The following is a 17,090-nucleotide window of genomic DNA, read 5'->3' as shown; positions in this document are numbered from 1 at the left end:
TTATTACTTATGAATGTACTATTTGAAAAAATAGATAGGATCGTTATTGCCAAATTAAACCGTCCTAAAGCACTTAATGCACTGAATTCAGAACTTATGCATGAACTAATTTCTGGATTATTAGAATACGATAAATCTCCGAAAATTGGCTGCATCATAATTACAGGAAATGAAAAAGCTTTTTGTGCTGGAGCTGACATTAAAGAAATGGCTGAAAAAGATTTCACAGCAATGTTTAATGAAGATTATTTTGGGTATTGGGAAATTTTTTCACGTATTAAAACTCCTATAATCGCTGCGGTAAATGGTTATGCTTTTGGTGGCGGATGTGAACTTGCCATGATGTGTGATATTATTTACGCTTCTGAAAACGCACAATTTGGTCAGCCTGAAATTAAACTAGGAGTTATTCCAGGAATTGGCGGAACTCAACGATTAACAAAACTCGTTGGAAAATCTAAAGCCATGGAAATCATTTTAACCGGAAAGACAATTAACGCCGAAGAAGCAGAGAAAATCGGACTCATAACTCAAGTTCTGCCTCAGGAGAATTTTACAAAGCAAATTATTGAAAAAGCACACTTGATCGCTTCTTATTCTAAAACAGCATTAAAAGCAGCAAAAGAAGCTACAAATCAAGCTTTAGAGAGTAGTTTAAAAGACGGAATTGTATTCGAGAGAAAGTTATTCCACTCTTTATTTCATACTCAAAATCAAACCGAAGGTATGAGCGCCTTTTTAGAAAAAAGAACTCCAAATTTTAATTAATATTTAACCTCAATTTATCATGAAAAAATCAATCATTTTTATCACAATTTTATGTTTATCAATCACTTCCATTTTTGCTCAAGAAGAAGAAAAAAAATCGAAAACTTCTTTTGCCATTATGCCTATTCACAATAGTGGAGCTGGTTTTAATAATGTATTCTTAGGTTCATATGAACTTAAACCAAGAACAAAATTAACTTTTTATAGTGTTTTTTGGGTAAATCCTTCTTTTGGCAATCAAGGAAAAGATTTATTTCTAGAAACTGGTGTCGGTTTAGGTTTTGCTTCTAAAGACGGTAAACTATTTGTAAATCCTAGTTTAGGTTTCGGACATGGAAAGTTATTATCTCAAACTGCTGGAACTAAAATTGCAGAAAGTTTAATTCCTAGTGTCTTTGCTGTATACAATTCAGGAAGATTTGAATTTGAAACTTATCATGCGTATTACATGAGTTTACGTGGCGAAGGAAGCTCGCAAGATTTAATGTTGAACTGGGTAATTCCTGGTTTTAAAGTGAGCGATTCTTTTTCTTTTGGAGGATTTTATGAGCATTTAGGACAAACTAGAGTTGATAATGGAGACACTAAAACTTTATATCAGTTTTTAGGTGGTTATGTAAAAGCAACGCTTAACAATGGAGTTTGGTTTCGTTTTGCATTCGGACCAAATATTTCTAATGACAATTTAAATGCTGATGAATTTTATAAAATTCAAGCTTTTATCCCTTTATAAAATATTAAATTGGGGGAATTACTAAAACTTATGTTTTGGTAATTTAGAAGAAACCTTAAATACTTAAGGTTTCTTCTTATCAATTAAAAAATATATGTTTAAAAAAATTATTTCATCTGCTTATATATTAATATTTTTGACATGTAAATTTTAACAATGCAATTACTTAAAAGAATAGGGTTTTACTTAATCGGTGTGGCTTTAGGAACTTTAGCTGTTTCTTTCTTTTGGAAAAACAAAAAAGTTTCTTTTGATTATGGAATGGATGCAAGAACTTTAAAAAGTATTAGAACCAAAAAAAGATTATTTTCAGATAATGCAAAGTCTGTAATGCTATCAAACAATATAGATACTGCTCAAGTTTCTATTATTTTGAAAACAGGCGATGTTGATTTTGGAAAGAGTAAACCTCGTTTAAGACCTTGTGCAGAATATTACGTAACTAGTAAAAATTTAGATTTATATGTAATACGTTGTGATAGTACTGCAACTATTGATAAAATAATTCTAAAATAATTTTATTTTTTATACTTATCATTTAATCCTATGTTTTTCATAATCATAGGAATTATTTTTTGTAATCGACTTACTTGTGTAGATTCTCTTTTAGCAGAACTTAAATATTCTGTAAATTCTCTTTGTTTACTTAACGAAAAGGATTTAAAATTAATCATTAAATCTTCGCTCTTATTTAATTCGCTTATCAGTAATTCAGGAATTTCTAATGGTTTTGTATTTCTTTTAGGCTTAAGTTCTTTGCCTTCATCAACATTTTTTATAGCCTGTAAAACGTAATCTACAATTTTTACTTTATCTATTTCTTCTATAGAAGTAAAACGCCATTGACGCATAGCTTTCGTTTTTCCGTCCTGAGCATTCATCAAAACTTTATATCTATCGTTAATGAAAACTCCTTGATGAAACCATAATCCGAAATAATTTTTAAATCTAGCAATACCAATAATATTCTTCCCTTTATACAAATATGCTGGTGCTCCCCATTTGATAGCTTCTTCTAGATCTAATTCTAATAAAAAAGAACGCAAAAGGTTTAATTCTTGCGTCCATTTTTCTGAAGTTAATATATATGCTGTAACTCTTTCGTTCATTAAATTTCTTAAATTCTAGTTAGCGACATCACTAGTAAACTTAATTCTCATTAAACGTAATTCTTCATCGTCATAATCACCATCAAATTCATCTAAAGCATCTTGAATTTTATCTGTATCAGCCTCCATAAAATACTCATGTATTTCTTCTTGCTGATCTTCGTCTAATAAATCTTCAATTGCATAATCAATATTCAATTTAGTTCCTGAAAATACAATAGCTTCCATTTCTTTAATTAGCTCATTCATTTCTAAACCTTTCGATTTTGCAATATCCTCTAAAGGTAATTTACGATCGGTATTTTGAATAATATAAAGCTTTAAACCAGAGTTTACTCCTGTACTTTTTACCACTAAATCATCTGGTCTAGTAATATCATTATCAGTAACGTATTGTCCGATTAATTTGATAAAATCTTTACCGTATTTCTTAGCTTTACCTTCACCTACTCCATGAACTGTAGATAACTCCTCTAAAGTTATAGGGTATTTTAAAGCCATATCATTAATAGAAGGATCTTGGAAAACTGCAAAAGGAGGAACACCTAATTTCTTACCTACTTGCTTTCTTAAATCCTTAAGCATACTAATCAACTTATCATCTAACCCAACAGCACTTGATTTAGTATTCGTAATTATAGATCCATCATCAGTATCATTATAAACATGATCTTCTGTCATCATAAATGAAGATGGGGTTTCTAAATATACTTTTCCTGCTTTGGTTAACTTCACAACACCATATTGCTCTATTTCTTTTTTAATAAGATCAGCAACTAACATTTGTCGAATTAAAGCCATCCAATAATTACCATCTTTCTCTTTACCTATTCCAAAAAATGGTTGCTCTGTAGTTTTATGAGATTTTAATAAGGCATTTTCTTTTCCTATTATTGTATTCACAACTTCTTTAGCCTTATACATTTCATTAGTATCCTTTACTACTTTTAAAACAGTACAAACTTGTTCTTGGGCTTCATGTTTTTTCTTAGGATTTTTCATGTTATCATCCATATCAGCTCCTTCTCCATTTATTTCGTCAAACTCTTCACCGAAATAATGTAACAAGTATTTACGTCTATTCATTGAAGTTTCAGCATAACCTACAACTTCTTGTAATAAAGCATGTCCAACCTCTTGCTCTGCAACAGGTTTATTTGCCATAAACTTCTCTAATTTCTCTATATCTTTATAAGAATAGAATGTTAAGCAGTGACCTTCTCCTCCATCTCTTCCTGCTCTACCTGTTTCTTGGTAATAACTTTCTAAACTTTTAGGAATATCATGGTGAATTACAAAACGAACATCTGGCTTGTCAATTCCCATACCAAATGCAATTGTAGCAACAACTACATCACAATCTTCCATTAGGAACATATCTTGATGTTTTGCTCTGGTTTTTGCATCAAAACCTGCATGATATGGTAAAGCATTAATACCGTTTACTTGTAAAACTTGAGCAATTTCTTCTACCTTTTTTCTACTTAAACAATATACAATACCAGACTGTCCTTCTTTTTGTTTTACAAAACGAATGATATCCTTTTCAATATCTTTTGTTTTAGGACGAACTTCATAGAATAAATTAGCTCTGTTAAATGATGCTTTGTAAATATTAGCATCAGTCATTCCTAAAGTTTTTAAGATATCTTCTTGTACCTTTTCTGTAGCTGTTGCAGTTAAACCGATAACAGGAACGTTATCTATCTGTTTGATAATTGCTCTAAGGTTTCTGTATTCAGGTCTAAAATCATGACCCCATTCAGAAATACAGTGTGCTTCATCAATCGCTACAAAAGATATTTTCTGTGATTTTAGGAAATCTACATATTCCTCTTTAATCAAAGATTCAGGTGCAACGTACAACAATTTTGTAACGCCATCCATAATATCTTGTTTCACCTGATTTATCTCAGATTTATTCAACGAAGAGTTTAAAACATGAGCTATTCCGTGGGTTTCAGATATTCCTCGTATAGCATCAACTTGATTCTTCATTAAAGCAATTAGTGGTGAAACCACAATTGCTGTACCTTCTTTCATTAAGGCTGGTAGTTGATAACAAAGTGATTTTCCACCACCTGTTGGCATAATTACAAACGTATTTTGGTCGTTCAGTATGCTTTTAACTACATCTTCTTGAAGTCCTTTGAATTGATTAAAACCAAAAAACTTTTTTAAAGCATCGTATAAATTCATTCTCATAATGTTCCCAGAAAGCCAAAATTAAAAATTCAAACTAATACACAAAAATAATTACTTAAAGTTATCTAAAGTTTCTTTTAAAAGGAAAGTTTTTCTAGCTAAAATATTCCTATTTTTACACTTTAAATTAAACCTGTTTTACTTGAAAAATACAGACTTAATACTAAACAAGGCTAAAGAAACTATTGAACTTCAAAGCAATAGTATAGCTAATTTAACTAATTTTTTGGACAATTCCTTCGCTAATGCAGTTAACTTCATATTAAATTCTAAAGGAAGGGTAATTATTACTGGAATTGGTAAAAGTGCAAATATTGCAAATAAAATAGTTGCAACGCTAAATTCTACAGGAACTCCAGCAGTATTTATGCACGCTGCAGATGCAATTCACGGTGATTTAGGAAATATTCAAACGGAAGATGTTGTAATTTGTATTTCAAAAAGTGGTAATACTCCAGAAATAAAAGTTTTGGTTCCTTTAATAAGAAATTCGAACAATAAAATTATTGCCATAACGGGTAATGCGGATTCTTTTTTAGGTAAAAATGCTGATTATGTTTTAAATTCCTATGTAGAAAGAGAAGCTGATCCAAATAACTTAGCTCCAACAAATAGTACTACCGCACAACTTGTTTTAGGGGACGCATTAGCTGTTTGTTTGTTAGATTTAAGAGGCTTTAGTAATAAAGATTTCGCGAAATATCATCCGGGAGGAGCTTTGGGTAAGCGTTTATATTTAAGAGTATCTGATTTAGTTAATAATAATGAATTACCAAAAGTAATTCCTACAGATAAAGTTTCTAAAGTAATTGTTGAAATCTCTGAAAAAAGATTGGGAGTTACTGCTGTAATTAATACTGAAAATAAAATTGAAGGTATTATTACTGATGGAGATATTAGAAGAATGTTAAATAAAACTACTAAAATAGACGATTTAACTGCTGCTGATATTATGAGTAAACAACCTAAAACTATTCATATTGATGCTATGGCAATTGATGCCTTAGATACGTTGGAAAATAATAATATTACACAAATCTTAGTATGTGACAATGATAGCAACTATGTTGGTGTTGTTCATTTACATGATATTTTAAAAGAAGGTATATTTTAATGGCACAGGAAAAAGAAATGTCTTTCTTAGATCATCTAGAAGAGTTAAGATGGCATATTATAAGAAGTATTATTGCTATATTTTCTGTAGCAATTTTAGTTTTTACGTTTATCAAAGTAATTTTTGATGAAGTTTTACTAGCACACTTAAAACCTGACTTTATTACCTATCGTTTTTTCTGTAAAGCTTTTACTTTGATTGGAATTGATAGTAGTTTTTGTAATATAGATTTTTCTCAAGAATTACAAGTATTAAACCCTACTGAAGAATTAATGACTGCCATATGGTCTTCTTTAATCTTAGGTGTAATTCTAGCTTTCCCTTATATTTTATGGGAAATATGGAGATTTATAGCTCCTGGATTGTTAGAAAGTGAAAGAAAAAAATCGAAAGGATTTATCTTTTCTGCTTCTTCCCTATTCTTTTCAGGAATTCTTTTTAGTTATTATGTAATCTTACCGATGTCTGTATATTTCTTTTACAATTTTTCTATTGGAGATGCTATTGTAAAGAGCTTTAAACTTGGTGCATATATCAGTTTAATTACGAATACATTAATTGGAGTCGCGATATTTTTTGAGCTTCCAATTATTATTTATTTTCTATCTAAAATAGGCTTAGTTACTCCAGAATTTTTAAAAAAATATAGAAAACATGCATTAGTTGTTGTGCTAATATTATCAGCAATAATAACACCTCCAGATGTTGCGAGTCAGATTATTGTAGCTGTACCAATCATGTTTTTATATCAAGTCGGAATTTACATTTCAAAATATGTAATTAAAAAACAACAAAAAAATGTCGAAAAAAGTCCAAGAGTTCAATGAGTATCGCTCAAAAATGAACGAAAAGATACTATCAGGTGATAATAAAGTAATCAAAAGAATTTTTAATTTAGACACTAATGCTTATGCTGAAGGTCATTTATCAGTTAAAACCAAAGAGTTATTAGGATTAGTAGCTTCTGCAGTATTACGTTGTGATGATTGTATTGCATATCACTTAGAAACTGCATACAAAAATGGAGTTACCAAAGAAGAAATGATGGAAACTATGTCTATTGCTACTTTAGTTGGTGGAACAATTGTAATTCCTCATTTAAGAAGAGCTGTTGAATTTTGGGAAGCTCTTGAAGAGGAAACTCCAAATTAATTCAATTTAACAATCAATTAATACAATGTACTTTTATTAAATAGTAACATTGTACTTTTATTATATGATTTTAAGAGCAGATAACATACAGAAAATCTACGGTAGTCGTAAAGTAGTAAAAGGAATTTCTTTAGAAGTACAACAAGGAGAAATTATAGGTTTACTTGGTCCGAATGGTGCTGGTAAAACGACTTCCTTTTATATGATCGTTGGTATGATTAAACCTAATGGTGGAAATATTTACCTTGATGATGAAAGAATTACTGATGATGCAATGTATAAACGTGCTCAAAAAGGGATAGGATATTTAGCTCAGGAAGCTTCTGTTTTTAGAAAGTTATCTGTTGAAGACAATATCCTATCCGTTTTAGAATTTACAAATCGCACTAAAGAAGAACGTAAAAAAAGATTAGAAGAATTAATTGAGGAATTCAGCTTAGGACACGTTCGTAAAAATAGAGGTGACTTATTATCTGGTGGAGAAAGAAGACGTACCGAAATTGCTCGTTGTTTAGCTTCTGATCCGAAATTTATTTTATTAGACGAACCTTTTGCTGGTGTAGACCCTATTGCTGTAGAAGATATCCAAGGAATTGTTGCTAAACTTAAAAACAAAAACATCGGTATCTTAATTACAGACCACGATGTTCAGGCTACTTTAGCAATTACAGATCGTTCTTATTTAATGTATCAAGGTGGTATTTTAAAAGAAGGAATTCCTGAAGAATTGGCTGCTGATGAAATGGTTAGAAAAGTATACTTAGGTAAAGATTTTGAATTGAAGAAGAAGAAATTCTAAATGTTTCGTTCTAAACCTTATTATTTTTTTATACTTCTTGGTACAATATCTTTAATAATTTCTTTGATTTTTAATGGATACTTTGGTTTCAATAATGGTAGAAATCTAAAAGATTTAGTAATGGATATTAATATTCATGACACTTATTTTGTGATTACTTATAACCATATCTTTTTCTTTTTTTTTTACTATATATATTTAACTTTTTAATCTATAATCTGATTGATTTATTCAAAGGAAAACTATTTAAAAAGGGGTTAATTATAAAGATAGTATTAAGTACAACTCTATTAATATTTACATCTTATATATTATATCAAGATCATAATTATAATCTAACTAAAGAAGATCTTTGGAGTGGAAATTACAAAGATTATAACACTGCTTTAATCCTATCTTTTTCACTCTTCATAATACTATTAGTTGTAATTCCATTTATTAATATTATAGCTTCTTTAGTTTATAAATTTAAATCACGAACCAATAGTTAGTTCTCTGTGCTTTAATCGCCACTTTACCATACTATCAAAAACTTTGGTTATGGTTTTTCTTTATTCAATTAATTCATGCTCTATTAAAAACAGAGCAAAATTATATACAGTTCTTAATACTTTCTCAAAAAAACTTAGAAAAGTATTTATTTACTCTTAACAACAATGTTATTGAACACAGACAATAATATATAAATAATAATTATTAATGGAATTGCGATAAACTTCAAAAATATTAATAAAACAATTGACGTTAATAAGAATAAGTATTTTAAAAGATTATCTTTTAAGTTAGTTGACTTAAATTTCAATGAAAACAAGGGAAGTTCAGAAACCATTAAAACACTTAAAATTACAGTTACAGCAATTAAAAAGAATTGGTTATGAATAATATTTAAGATAAATTCTGATTTTGTGTATCCTGCAATCATTGGTAAAGAAACCACAAATAAATTCATTGCGGGAGTTGGTAAACCAATAAAACTATCTGTTTGTCTTGTGTCAATATTGAATTTAGCTAAACGATATCCCGCAAAAAGAGTAAGCAACAAACCTAGTAGTTCTATTGAAATTAAATTATCTAAACCTAATCCAATATCTAAAGCAGAATCCCAAGAAGAAAACCCAAATTCTCTGTAATAAGAACTATGAACCATAAACTGTAACATTACAATTCCTGGTACTACTCCACTTGTTACCATATCTGCCAAACTATCTAATTCTTTTCCTAATTCTCCTTGAACATGTAACAATCTAGCGGCAAAACCGTCTAAGAAATCGAGAACAATTCCAATTCCAACAAAAATTGCTGTTTCATAAAAAAATCCTCGAACGGCTAAAATTGCGGCAATAGTACCACAAAGTAAGTTTCCGAGTGTAATAATATTTGGAATGTGTTTTTTAATATTCATTTTTTTTTATGATTTTTACGAAAATATGAAATTGATTGTTTTTTTACTGTTTAATCTAAAAATAAATTGTTTTAAAGATGCCATTACTTAAAAATCAACTAACTACAAGTTTCCCTTTCAGAAACCCTCATGTAAACACGATTTACAAATTTTTTACTACAAAAGAAAAAGCTGATTATAAAAGAGTTAGAATTAATACTTGGGATAATGATTTTATAGATTTAGATTTTCTACCAAATAACTCATTCTCTCTAATAGTTTTAATTCATGGATTAGAAGGAAGTTCTCAATCAAGCTATATGGTATCAACAGCAAACTACCTGAATAATTTGGGTTACGATGTTGTATGTGTAAATTTGAGAAGTTGTAGTGGAGAAGACAATAATATTTTAAAAACATATCATGCTGGTAAAACAGATGATGTACATTTTATTTTAAAATATTTAGAAGAGTATTATGACTATCAAAATATTATTTTAGGTGGTTTTAGTCTTGGTGGTAACTTAACTTTAAAATACTTAGGTGAATATGAAGAGCAAATTCCTTCTATTGTAAAAGGCGGTATTGCTGTTTCTGTTCCTATCGATTTAACGAGTTCTCAGGCTGAATTAAGCAAACTAAAAAACAAACTATATATGCAAGAGTTTTTAAGAACTTTAAAAGCTAAAGTTAATTTAAAAGCTCAAAAATTTGAAGGGTATAATCCTGATAAAAAATTAATTGCAAAAGCTTCTTCTTTCAGAGATTTTGAAGAAATTTATACAGCTCCAGTTTTTGGTTTTGATAGTCCTGAGGATTATTGGGAAAAAGCAAGTAGTAAACCTTATTTAAAACTCATCAATCATAAAACCTTATTAATAAATGCTAAAGATGACTCTTTTTTATCTTTAGAATGTTATCCTTATGAAATTGCAGAAAAATCTTCTAATTTCTTTTTACTAACCCCTAAATATGGCGGCCATGTTGGTTTTGTTTCTTCTTTTAATGATCAATCCTATTGGATAGAAAAACAATTTGTTAATTTTATTCAAAATGAGTTAAATATCTATTCATAGTAAACAATAACTCTAAAAAACTACTGTTATTTACTAAGGAATTTGGATATTTGTTCTTATTAAATTAATCGTTTGAAAACAAAATTAGTTTACATTTTTCTTTTATTTTCTACATTGACTCAAGCACAGTTTAGAAATTTCTCTAATGAATTTTTAAATATTGGTGTAGATGCAGCTGCATTAGGAATGAGTAAAGCCGTTGTTGCAACTACAAATGATGTAAATGCTACCTATTGGAACCCTGCTGGTTTAGTAAATATCGAAGATTATCAAGGAACTTTAATGCATGCTTCTTATTTCGCTGGAATTGCAACATATAATTATGCAGGTTTTGCTATGCCTATCGATAAACAAAGTGCCGTAGGTTTATCTTTAATTCGATTTGGTGTTGATGACATTTTAAATACTACTGAATTAATTGATAGTGATGGAAATATCGATTTTAATAGGATCAGTCTCTTCTCTGCTGCTGATTATGCTTTTAATATCAGTTATGGTCGAAAAATGTTATTAGATGGTTTTTCTATTGGTGGAAATGCCAAAATTGTTAGAAGAATTATTGGTGATTTTGCTACTTCTTGGGGATTCGGGTTCGATTTAGGAATTCAATTTGAAAGAAACGGATGGAAATTTGGAGCTATGGCTCGAGATATTACAACAACATTTAATACTTGGTCTATAGATGAAGATGAATTTGAAAAAATTAGAAACGCAGTTCCAGGCCAAAATCAAGAATTACCAGAAACTACAGAAATCACTAAACCTAAACTTCAAGTTGGTGTAGCACGAGATTTTAAAATTGGTCGTTATTTTAATTTACTTGCAGAAGTTGATTTAAATATGAGATTTGCTGAAACTAACGATATTATTTCAACTTCTTTTTTAAGTATTGATCCTGCTTTTGGTTTTCAATTAGATTATGATCAATTGGTATATTTACGAATTGGTGCTGGTAATTTTCAGAATACTACAGAATTTAATGGTGAAGAATCTATCGCTGTACAACCAAATTTCGGATTAGGATTTAAATATAAAGGAATTCAAATCGATTATGCTTTAACTAATATTGGAAGTGTAGGAAATGCATTGTTTTCTAATATTTTTTCTATTAAATTGGACTACAGTTTTTACCGATAAATCATGATAAAAAAACTACTTGCCTTAAGTTTTTTACTTTCTATTTTTTATAGTTATTCTCAAACAGCTCAACTTTCTGCATATGCTGAAATTAGTATTATTACCTCTGGACCAGGTGATCATTTATATGAAAAATTTGGACATACAGCTGTAAGAGTTAAAGATCCTATGTTAAATATTGACCTACTGTATAACTATGGTATTTTCGATTTTAACGGACCTGATTTTTACATGAATTTTGTTAGAGGATTCATGAAGTATAAATTACAAAGATATCCTTTTCATTACTCTTTAAAATCTGCTAATGAAGATGAACGTTGGGTAAAACAACAAGTTTTAAACTTAACGCAAGAGCAAAAAAACGCGTATTTCAAGTTTCTAGAAATCAATGCACAACCAGAAAATGCTAGTTATTTTTATGATCCTTTTTTCGATAATTGTGCTACCAGACCAAAAGATATTCTGAAAGATATTTTAAAAGATAAGCTTTCATTTGATACTTCTATTTTAAAAGAACAAAAATCTCTTAGAGATTTAATGAATGAAAAAATAAATCCAAATACTTGGGGAAGTTTCGGTATAAACATAGCTCTAGGAAGCAGATTAGATCAAATTGCTACAATTGAAGAATACATGTATTTACCAGAGTATCTCTTTTCTATATTCGAAAAATCTAAATTTACAAAAAAAGGAGAAGTAACAAATTTAGTTAGAAGCACAAAAACACTTTTAGAATTCGAGACTAAAGCTTCAAGAGCAGACAGTTTTAGTCCTTTTTTAATTTTTTCGTTATTATTCTTTATCATTCTTTTTATGAGCTATAATGATATTAAAAAAGGTAAAAGATCTAAAATCTTAGATTTTTCGATTTTATTTATAACTGGATTAATAGGTGTTCTAATTATCTTTTTATGGTTCTTTACAAATCACTCGACAGCTCCAAATAACTTTAATTTTCTTTGGGCATTTGCCCCAAATTTAATCATGGCCTTTTTTGTAACTAAAGATGAAATTAAACCATGGATAAATAAGTATTTAACTATTTTATTAGTTTTCTTAGCTTTAATCCCTTTATTACATCTTTTTAGAATTCAAAAGTTTACTTATCCGCTATATCCACTAATTTTATTATTAGCCGTACGTTATATATTTTTAATAAAATTTCAAAAAATAGGGTTCAAGCAATAACTTAAACCCTATTTTTTGAAATTTTATTAACTACACCTAAAAATGTAATCTCAAAGATTACTTGATATTTATATATTATTTATAAAAAACTTTGTATTGCTAACTTATAACTATCCAAACCAAAACCTAAAATTACACCTTTAGCATTTTTTGCAATAAAACTTTTATGACGAAACTCTTCTCTTCCATGAGTGTTAGAGATATGCACTTCTACAACTGGTGTTTTAATAGCTTTAACAGCATCGGCTATAGCTATTGAAGTATGAGTATAAGCCGCAGCGTTTAAAATAATTCCATCATAGTCGAAACCTACTTCATGAAGTTTATTTATAATTTCTCCTTCAATATTTGACTGATAATAGGAAAGTTTTGTATTAGGGAAATTTTCTTTTAACTTTTCAAAATAAGATTCAAAAGAGCTATCTCCGTATATATTAGGCTCTCTTTTTCCTAATAAATTTAAATTAGGGCCGTTTATAATTAGAAAATTCATTTTTAAAGTTTAAAAAGAATATTGATTTGAACTTCCAAAAACATCAAAAACTAATCCTAAACCTGCATATCCATAAGTAGGAAGGTTCTTTTTAACCCCTGCATAAAATAAGTTTACTTTAACATTATTGGTTACTTTATAACCTAACATTGGCTTAAAAAACACTCCTCCATTATCTCCTTCTGGAGAAATACCAATTGCAAAACCAAAATCTGCACCTACATAAAATTTTTCTTCTAAAGCTTTAAATCTAACAGCTCCACCAATAGGCAAATACATTAAAGCATCTGGTTTCGATCCATTTACTTCATTCGTTAAAAAATAAATAAAATTCAATGATGGTCCGGCATTAAAGTTTTCAAAAATTTCAAATAAATAATTCGCATCTACACCAAAAGCAGCAGAAGAAATAGATTCTAAATTTCCAACTGTTATACCTCCATTTACTCCTAGGTTCAACTGTTCTCCTTGAGAAAAACTTTTAAGAGATAAAAAAACGATTAATACTAAGAATATTTTTTTCATAAGTGATGTATTTTATGCGAATATAAAATAAAAAAAGGAGCCAAAAGGCTCCTTTTAAATATCTTTATAAGATAATAGATTACCATGCGTAACCTAATGAAACACCTAATCTTGGTAAAAATCCATCAATACTAACTGAAGAATTTCCTTTTGGAGATGCTGAAACATACTGAGCTCCGAAATTTAAATCTAAAGCAAAACCAGAATCTCCTCCTCCAAATACCCATTGGTATCCAGCTAAAGCACCACCAGAAAATGCAGAGAAACCTACATCATCACCTCCATTGTTTTTAGCAGAAGCAGAAGAATAACTTACAAATGGAGCAGCATACCATCCTCTTGGTGCATTTTTATCAGAAGAGAAATAGAATTTATATTTACCTTCAGCTCCAATAGCACTTGTACTAATTTTCTCTGAACCAGAAGTTACATCCGCTCCAGCATAAGATAATCCAATTTCAAAAGAACTGTTATCAGATACAGCTCTTTCATAAGATAAATCAGCAACACCAAATGCTAGACCTAATGGATTAGCTTTAATAACGTTTTTTTGTGCATTAGCAGCAAATCCAAAAGCAACCACAGCAATTGTTAAAAATAATTTTTTCATAATTTAAAATTTTTGATATAATTATATGTTTGTAGAAGCAAAAGTATAATTATTTTCGAAATAAAAAAGGATTTTGATAAAAAGTATAGTTTAGTTTGGATTGGGATAAAAAAATAAAAGATTATAAAACTTTCTTAAAAATTGAGAGAGGCCTTTCAATAAATTCTATTGATAGTTATGTTAGAGACATTAAGAAACTACAAAATTTTTTAATTGAATTTAAAATTTTTAAATCACCTATTTTTATTCAAAAAATAGAAATTCAAAAATTCATTTATGAAATAGCAAAAATAATTAACCCTAAAACTCAAGCCAGAATTATATCAGGCCTAAGAAGCTTCTTCGACTATCTAATCTTTGAAGGATATAGAGAGGATAATCCATTAGATTTAATAGAATCACCTAAATTATCAAGAACATTACCCGATGTATTAACAAATGATGAAATCACCAAATTAATTTCGCATATCGATTTAAGTCATCCTCAAGGAGAGCGAAATAGAGCAATAATAGAAACTATATACGGTTGCGGACTACGTGTAAGTGAATTAGTTAACCTAAAATTATCCGATTTATTTTTTAACGAAGGTTTTATCCAAGTATTAGGTAAAGGAAATAAATATCGTTTTGTACCTATACATTCAACTACAATAAAATTTATCAAATTTTATATAGAACATACAAGGAATCATATTAATCCTGTAAAGGAAGATGAAGACACTCTTTTTTTAAATCGAAGAGGGAAAAGACTCACAAGACAAATGATTTTTATTGTTTTGAAAAATTTAGCAGCCAAAAGTAACTTAAATAAAAATATTGGTCCGCATACACTTCGTCATTCTTTTGCTACATATTTACTTAAAGAAGGTGTTGATTTAAGAGCTATACAACAGCTATTAGGTCACGAAAGCATCACTACAACAGAGATTTATGTGCATTTAGATAGAAGTCATTTACAAAAAGTAGTAGAAAAGTATCATCCTAGAAATGGAAAAGTATCATCATTGAATTAGATGAAATAAAAAAAGGCAAGCTACCTACATCACACTGCTACAACCTAATACCCTTGCTGCGTTCCCGCCCTGGGGGATTCAAAGGGAGCTAGTTGTGTAGAACTTGCCGGCTGCAAATTTACAACGTTTTTTTGAATTACAAACAAAAAAAAACACATCTTTTTTTGTAACATTTTTAAAACATTGAATACTAATAAAATGTTTTAAGTAATTTTATAAATTAATAACTAATCAAATCATTAACAAACATGGAAAATCAAGCAAGTAGTAAGAGTATAATTCTTAATTATGGTGGAATATTAGGTATAATTAGTGTATTTCAAGGATTAATAATGTATGCTACAGGTAATCATTTAAAACCACATTGGTCTTTATCTGTAATAGCAATAATACTTTTAATAGTGATTATTGTGCTTGGAATAAAAAAGTTTAAAACCATTAACAATGGCTTTATATCTTTTGGTCAAGCTATTAAAGTAGGAGTTGGAATTGCTATATTTTCTGCTCTAATAAGTGTTATTTATCAATATATTTTTGTGAGTTTTATTGAACCTACTTACATGGAGCAAATGGCTGAAATACAACTACAAACTTTGGTAGACAAAGGATATAGCGAAGAACAAATTGAAGCTAGTCAAGAAATGGCTAAAAAGTTTTCTTCCCCAGGAATAACAGCAGCTTTTAGTTTAATTGGCTCTGCTATTATTGGATTTATCATTTCTGCTATTGCTGGTGCTGTAATGCAAAAAAGAGAAGAAGACACATTTTAAGCCATAATAATATTGTAACTTTACCATCTAAAACTGGTAATAATATATTCATGGATATATCGGTAATAATACCACTTTTAAACGAAGAAGAATCTTTACAAGAACTATATGATTGGATTGCAAAAGTTATGCAATCCAATCACTTTTTATATGAAGTAATCTTTATAGACGATGGTAGTACAGATACTTCTTGGAAAGTAATTCAAGATTTAGTTGAAAAAAATCAAGAAGTTAAAGCAATACGTTTTCAACGTAATTATGGAAAATCTCAAGCTTTAGATGCAGGATTTGCTGAAGCTAAAGGAGATGTTGTAATTACTATGGATGCTGACTTACAAGATAATCCAGATGAAATTCCTGAGTTATATGATTTAATTATTAAAAAAGATTTTGATTTAATATCTGGATGGAAAAAGAAACGCTACGATAATATTTTAACAAAAAATATCCCTTCAAAATTATACAATTGGGCCGCTCGAAAAACTTCTGGCTTACAATTAAATGATTTTAATTGTGGTTTAAAAGCCTATAAAAAAGAAGTAGTAAAAGCTATTAAAGTTAGTGGCGAAATGCACCGTTACATTCCTATACTAGCAAAAAATGAAGGATATTCAAAAATTGGAGAAAAAGTAGTAAAACATCAAGCAAGAAAATATGGTGTTACAAAGTTTGGTGTAGATCGTTTTATTAATGGGCTTTTAGATTTGATTACCATTTCTTTTTTATCTAAATTTGGTAAAAGACCTATGCATTTTTTTGGTTTATGGGGTTCATTAATGTTTTTATTCGGGTTTACTACTGCTTTTTATATTGGTGTTATAAAACTTTATAGAGTTTATACAAAGGTAAAAACCATATTAGTCACTGATAATCCTTGGTTTTACATTGCCTTAACATCTATGATTTTAGGAACACTATTATTCTTATCTGGCTTTTTAGGCGAATTAATAATAAAAAGTAATCCGCTTCAAAAACATTATAAAATCAAAGAAAAAATAAATTTATAACACCTCTTTT

General features: G+C 29.0%; 19 protein-coding genes and 1 other RNA gene. 13 read left to right on the top strand and 7 right to left on the bottom strand.

All coding sequences use genetic code 11. The features are described from left to right. The first annotated feature begins 9 nt into the window (after positions 1-9). From ACSIGC_RS00820 to ACSIGC_RS00810, 3 genes are all read left to right on the top strand, one after another. Positions 10-768: an enoyl-CoA hydratase-related protein gene (locus tag ACSIGC_RS00820; RefSeq protein WP_442266288.1), complete on the top strand. Its 759-nt coding sequence runs from the start codon at positions 10-12 to the stop codon at positions 766-768. Between the two features lie 19 nt (positions 769-787). Further along, positions 788-1,501 carry a DUF6733 family protein gene (locus tag ACSIGC_RS00815; protein ID WP_442266287.1) on the top strand — a complete coding sequence of 238 codons (714 nt, stop codon included), beginning with the start codon at positions 788-790 and terminating at the stop codon, positions 1,499-1,501. A gap of 156 nt (positions 1,502-1,657) precedes the next feature. After that, complete coding sequence (locus tag ACSIGC_RS00810) at positions 1,658-2,017, top strand: DUF4258 domain-containing protein (protein WP_442266286.1); 360 nt, start codon at positions 1,658-1,660, stop codon at positions 2,015-2,017. A 2-nt stretch (positions 2,018-2,019) separates the two neighbouring features. Here ACSIGC_RS00810 and ACSIGC_RS00805 read toward each other — a convergent pair whose 3' ends face one another. Together ACSIGC_RS00805 and ACSIGC_RS00800 are read right to left on the bottom strand one after the other, a co-directional pair. Continuing rightward, on the bottom strand, positions 2,020-2,610 hold the full coding sequence (locus ACSIGC_RS00805; RefSeq protein WP_442266285.1) for a YdeI/OmpD-associated family protein: 591 nt from the start codon (positions 2,608-2,610) through the stop codon (positions 2,020-2,022). 15 nt (positions 2,611-2,625) lie between these two features. Beyond that, positions 2,626-4,809 (bottom strand): RecQ family ATP-dependent DNA helicase, encoded by a 2,184-nt coding sequence (locus tag ACSIGC_RS00800; protein ID WP_442266284.1) that lies wholly within the window; start codon positions 4,807-4,809, stop codon positions 2,626-2,628. Positions 4,810-4,957: 148 nt separating this feature from the next. On the opposite strand from ACSIGC_RS00800, the gene ACSIGC_RS00795 reads away from it, so the two are divergent. From ACSIGC_RS00795 to lptB, 4 genes are all read left to right on the top strand, one after another. Next, positions 4,958-5,929 (top strand): KpsF/GutQ family sugar-phosphate isomerase, encoded by a 972-nt coding sequence (locus ACSIGC_RS00795; protein ID WP_442266283.1) that lies wholly within the window; start codon positions 4,958-4,960, stop codon positions 5,927-5,929. After that, entirely contained in the window at positions 5,929-6,756 is an 828-nt protein-coding gene (gene tatC, locus ACSIGC_RS00790; RefSeq protein ID WP_442266282.1) for a twin-arginine translocase subunit TatC, read from the top strand. Before ACSIGC_RS00795 ends, tatC begins: the two co-directional genes overlap by 1 nt. Beyond that, positions 6,728-7,081, top strand: coding sequence for a carboxymuconolactone decarboxylase family protein (locus ACSIGC_RS00785; RefSeq protein ID WP_442266281.1), 354 nt, complete (start codon positions 6,728-6,730; stop codon positions 7,079-7,081). The genes tatC and ACSIGC_RS00785 overlap by 29 nt, the downstream gene beginning before the upstream one ends. A 64-nt stretch (positions 7,082-7,145) precedes the next feature. After that, positions 7,146-7,880 (top strand): LPS export ABC transporter ATP-binding protein, encoded by a 735-nt coding sequence (lptB, locus tag ACSIGC_RS00780; RefSeq protein WP_299679206.1) that lies wholly within the window; start codon positions 7,146-7,148, stop codon positions 7,878-7,880. Between the two features lie 637 nt (positions 7,881-8,517). Here lptB and ACSIGC_RS00775 read toward each other — a convergent pair. Then, positions 8,518-9,282, bottom strand: a complete 765-nt coding sequence (locus ACSIGC_RS00775; protein ID WP_442266280.1) for a CDP-alcohol phosphatidyltransferase family protein — start codon at positions 9,280-9,282, stop codon at positions 8,518-8,520. 77 nt (positions 9,283-9,359) lie between these two features. Between ACSIGC_RS00775 and ACSIGC_RS00770 the strand changes: the two genes are divergently transcribed. The 3 genes from ACSIGC_RS00770 to ACSIGC_RS00760 all read left to right on the top strand — a co-directional run bounded on the left by ACSIGC_RS00770 (position 9,360) and on the right by ACSIGC_RS00760 (position 12,662). Continuing rightward, the gene (locus tag ACSIGC_RS00770; RefSeq protein ID WP_442266279.1) at positions 9,360-10,337 is read left to right on the top strand and encodes a YheT family hydrolase; all 978 of its coding nucleotides are present in this window, start codon (positions 9,360-9,362) and stop codon (positions 10,335-10,337) included. 72 nt (positions 10,338-10,409) lie between these two features. Further along, positions 10,410-11,474: a PorV/PorQ family protein gene (locus ACSIGC_RS00765; RefSeq protein ID WP_442266278.1), complete on the top strand. Its 1,065-nt coding sequence runs from the start codon at positions 10,410-10,412 to the stop codon at positions 11,472-11,474. 3 nt (positions 11,475-11,477) lie between these two features. Continuing rightward, complete coding sequence (locus ACSIGC_RS00760) at positions 11,478-12,662, top strand: lipoprotein N-acyltransferase Lnb domain-containing protein (RefSeq protein ID WP_442266277.1); 1,185 nt, start codon at positions 11,478-11,480, stop codon at positions 12,660-12,662. Positions 12,663-12,741: 79 nt separating this feature from the next. Here the strand turns inward: ACSIGC_RS00760 and aroQ are convergent, their stop codons facing one another. From aroQ to ACSIGC_RS00745, 3 genes are all read right to left on the bottom strand, one after another. Continuing rightward, positions 12,742-13,155: a type II 3-dehydroquinate dehydratase gene (gene aroQ, locus ACSIGC_RS00755; RefSeq protein WP_442266276.1), complete on the bottom strand. Its 414-nt coding sequence runs from the start codon at positions 13,153-13,155 to the stop codon at positions 12,742-12,744. Between the two features lie 9 nt (positions 13,156-13,164). Then, the gene (locus tag ACSIGC_RS00750; protein ID WP_442266275.1) at positions 13,165-13,680 is read right to left on the bottom strand and encodes a hypothetical protein; all 516 of its coding nucleotides are present in this window, start codon (positions 13,678-13,680) and stop codon (positions 13,165-13,167) included. Between the two features lie 79 nt (positions 13,681-13,759). Then, positions 13,760-14,290, bottom strand: coding sequence for a DUF3575 domain-containing protein (locus ACSIGC_RS00745; RefSeq protein ID WP_442266274.1), 531 nt, complete (start codon positions 14,288-14,290; stop codon positions 13,760-13,762). 95 nt (positions 14,291-14,385) lie between these two features. Here ACSIGC_RS00745 and ACSIGC_RS00740 point away from each other — a divergent pair, with 95 nt between their 5' ends. Then, positions 14,386-15,303 carry a site-specific tyrosine recombinase gene (locus tag ACSIGC_RS00740; RefSeq protein WP_442266273.1) on the top strand — a complete coding sequence of 306 codons (918 nt, stop codon included), beginning with the start codon at positions 14,386-14,388 and terminating at the stop codon, positions 15,301-15,303. A gap of 10 nt (positions 15,304-15,313) precedes the next feature. Here the strand turns inward: ACSIGC_RS00740 and ffs are convergent. Further along, positions 15,314-15,412: signal recognition particle sRNA small type (ffs, locus tag ACSIGC_RS00735), an RNA gene on the bottom strand. Between the two features lie 139 nt (positions 15,413-15,551). Here ffs and ACSIGC_RS00730 point away from each other — a divergent pair. Further along, complete coding sequence (locus ACSIGC_RS00730; RefSeq protein WP_442266272.1) at positions 15,552-16,073, top strand: DUF4199 domain-containing protein; 522 nt, start codon at positions 15,552-15,554, stop codon at positions 16,071-16,073. 50 nt (positions 16,074-16,123) lie between these two features. Further along, positions 16,124-17,080, top strand: coding sequence for a glycosyltransferase family 2 protein (locus ACSIGC_RS00725; RefSeq protein ID WP_442266271.1), 957 nt, complete (start codon positions 16,124-16,126; stop codon positions 17,078-17,080). The last annotated feature ends 10 nt before the right edge of the window (positions 17,081-17,090 follow it).

This window comes from Tenacibaculum aquaeponti, from assembly GCF_052084715.1.
Classification (GTDB): Bacteria; Bacteroidota; Bacteroidia; order Flavobacteriales; family Flavobacteriaceae; genus Polaribacter.
Note: the sequence above shows the minus strand (reverse complement) of the source record. Positions and strands in the feature narration are given on the sequence as shown.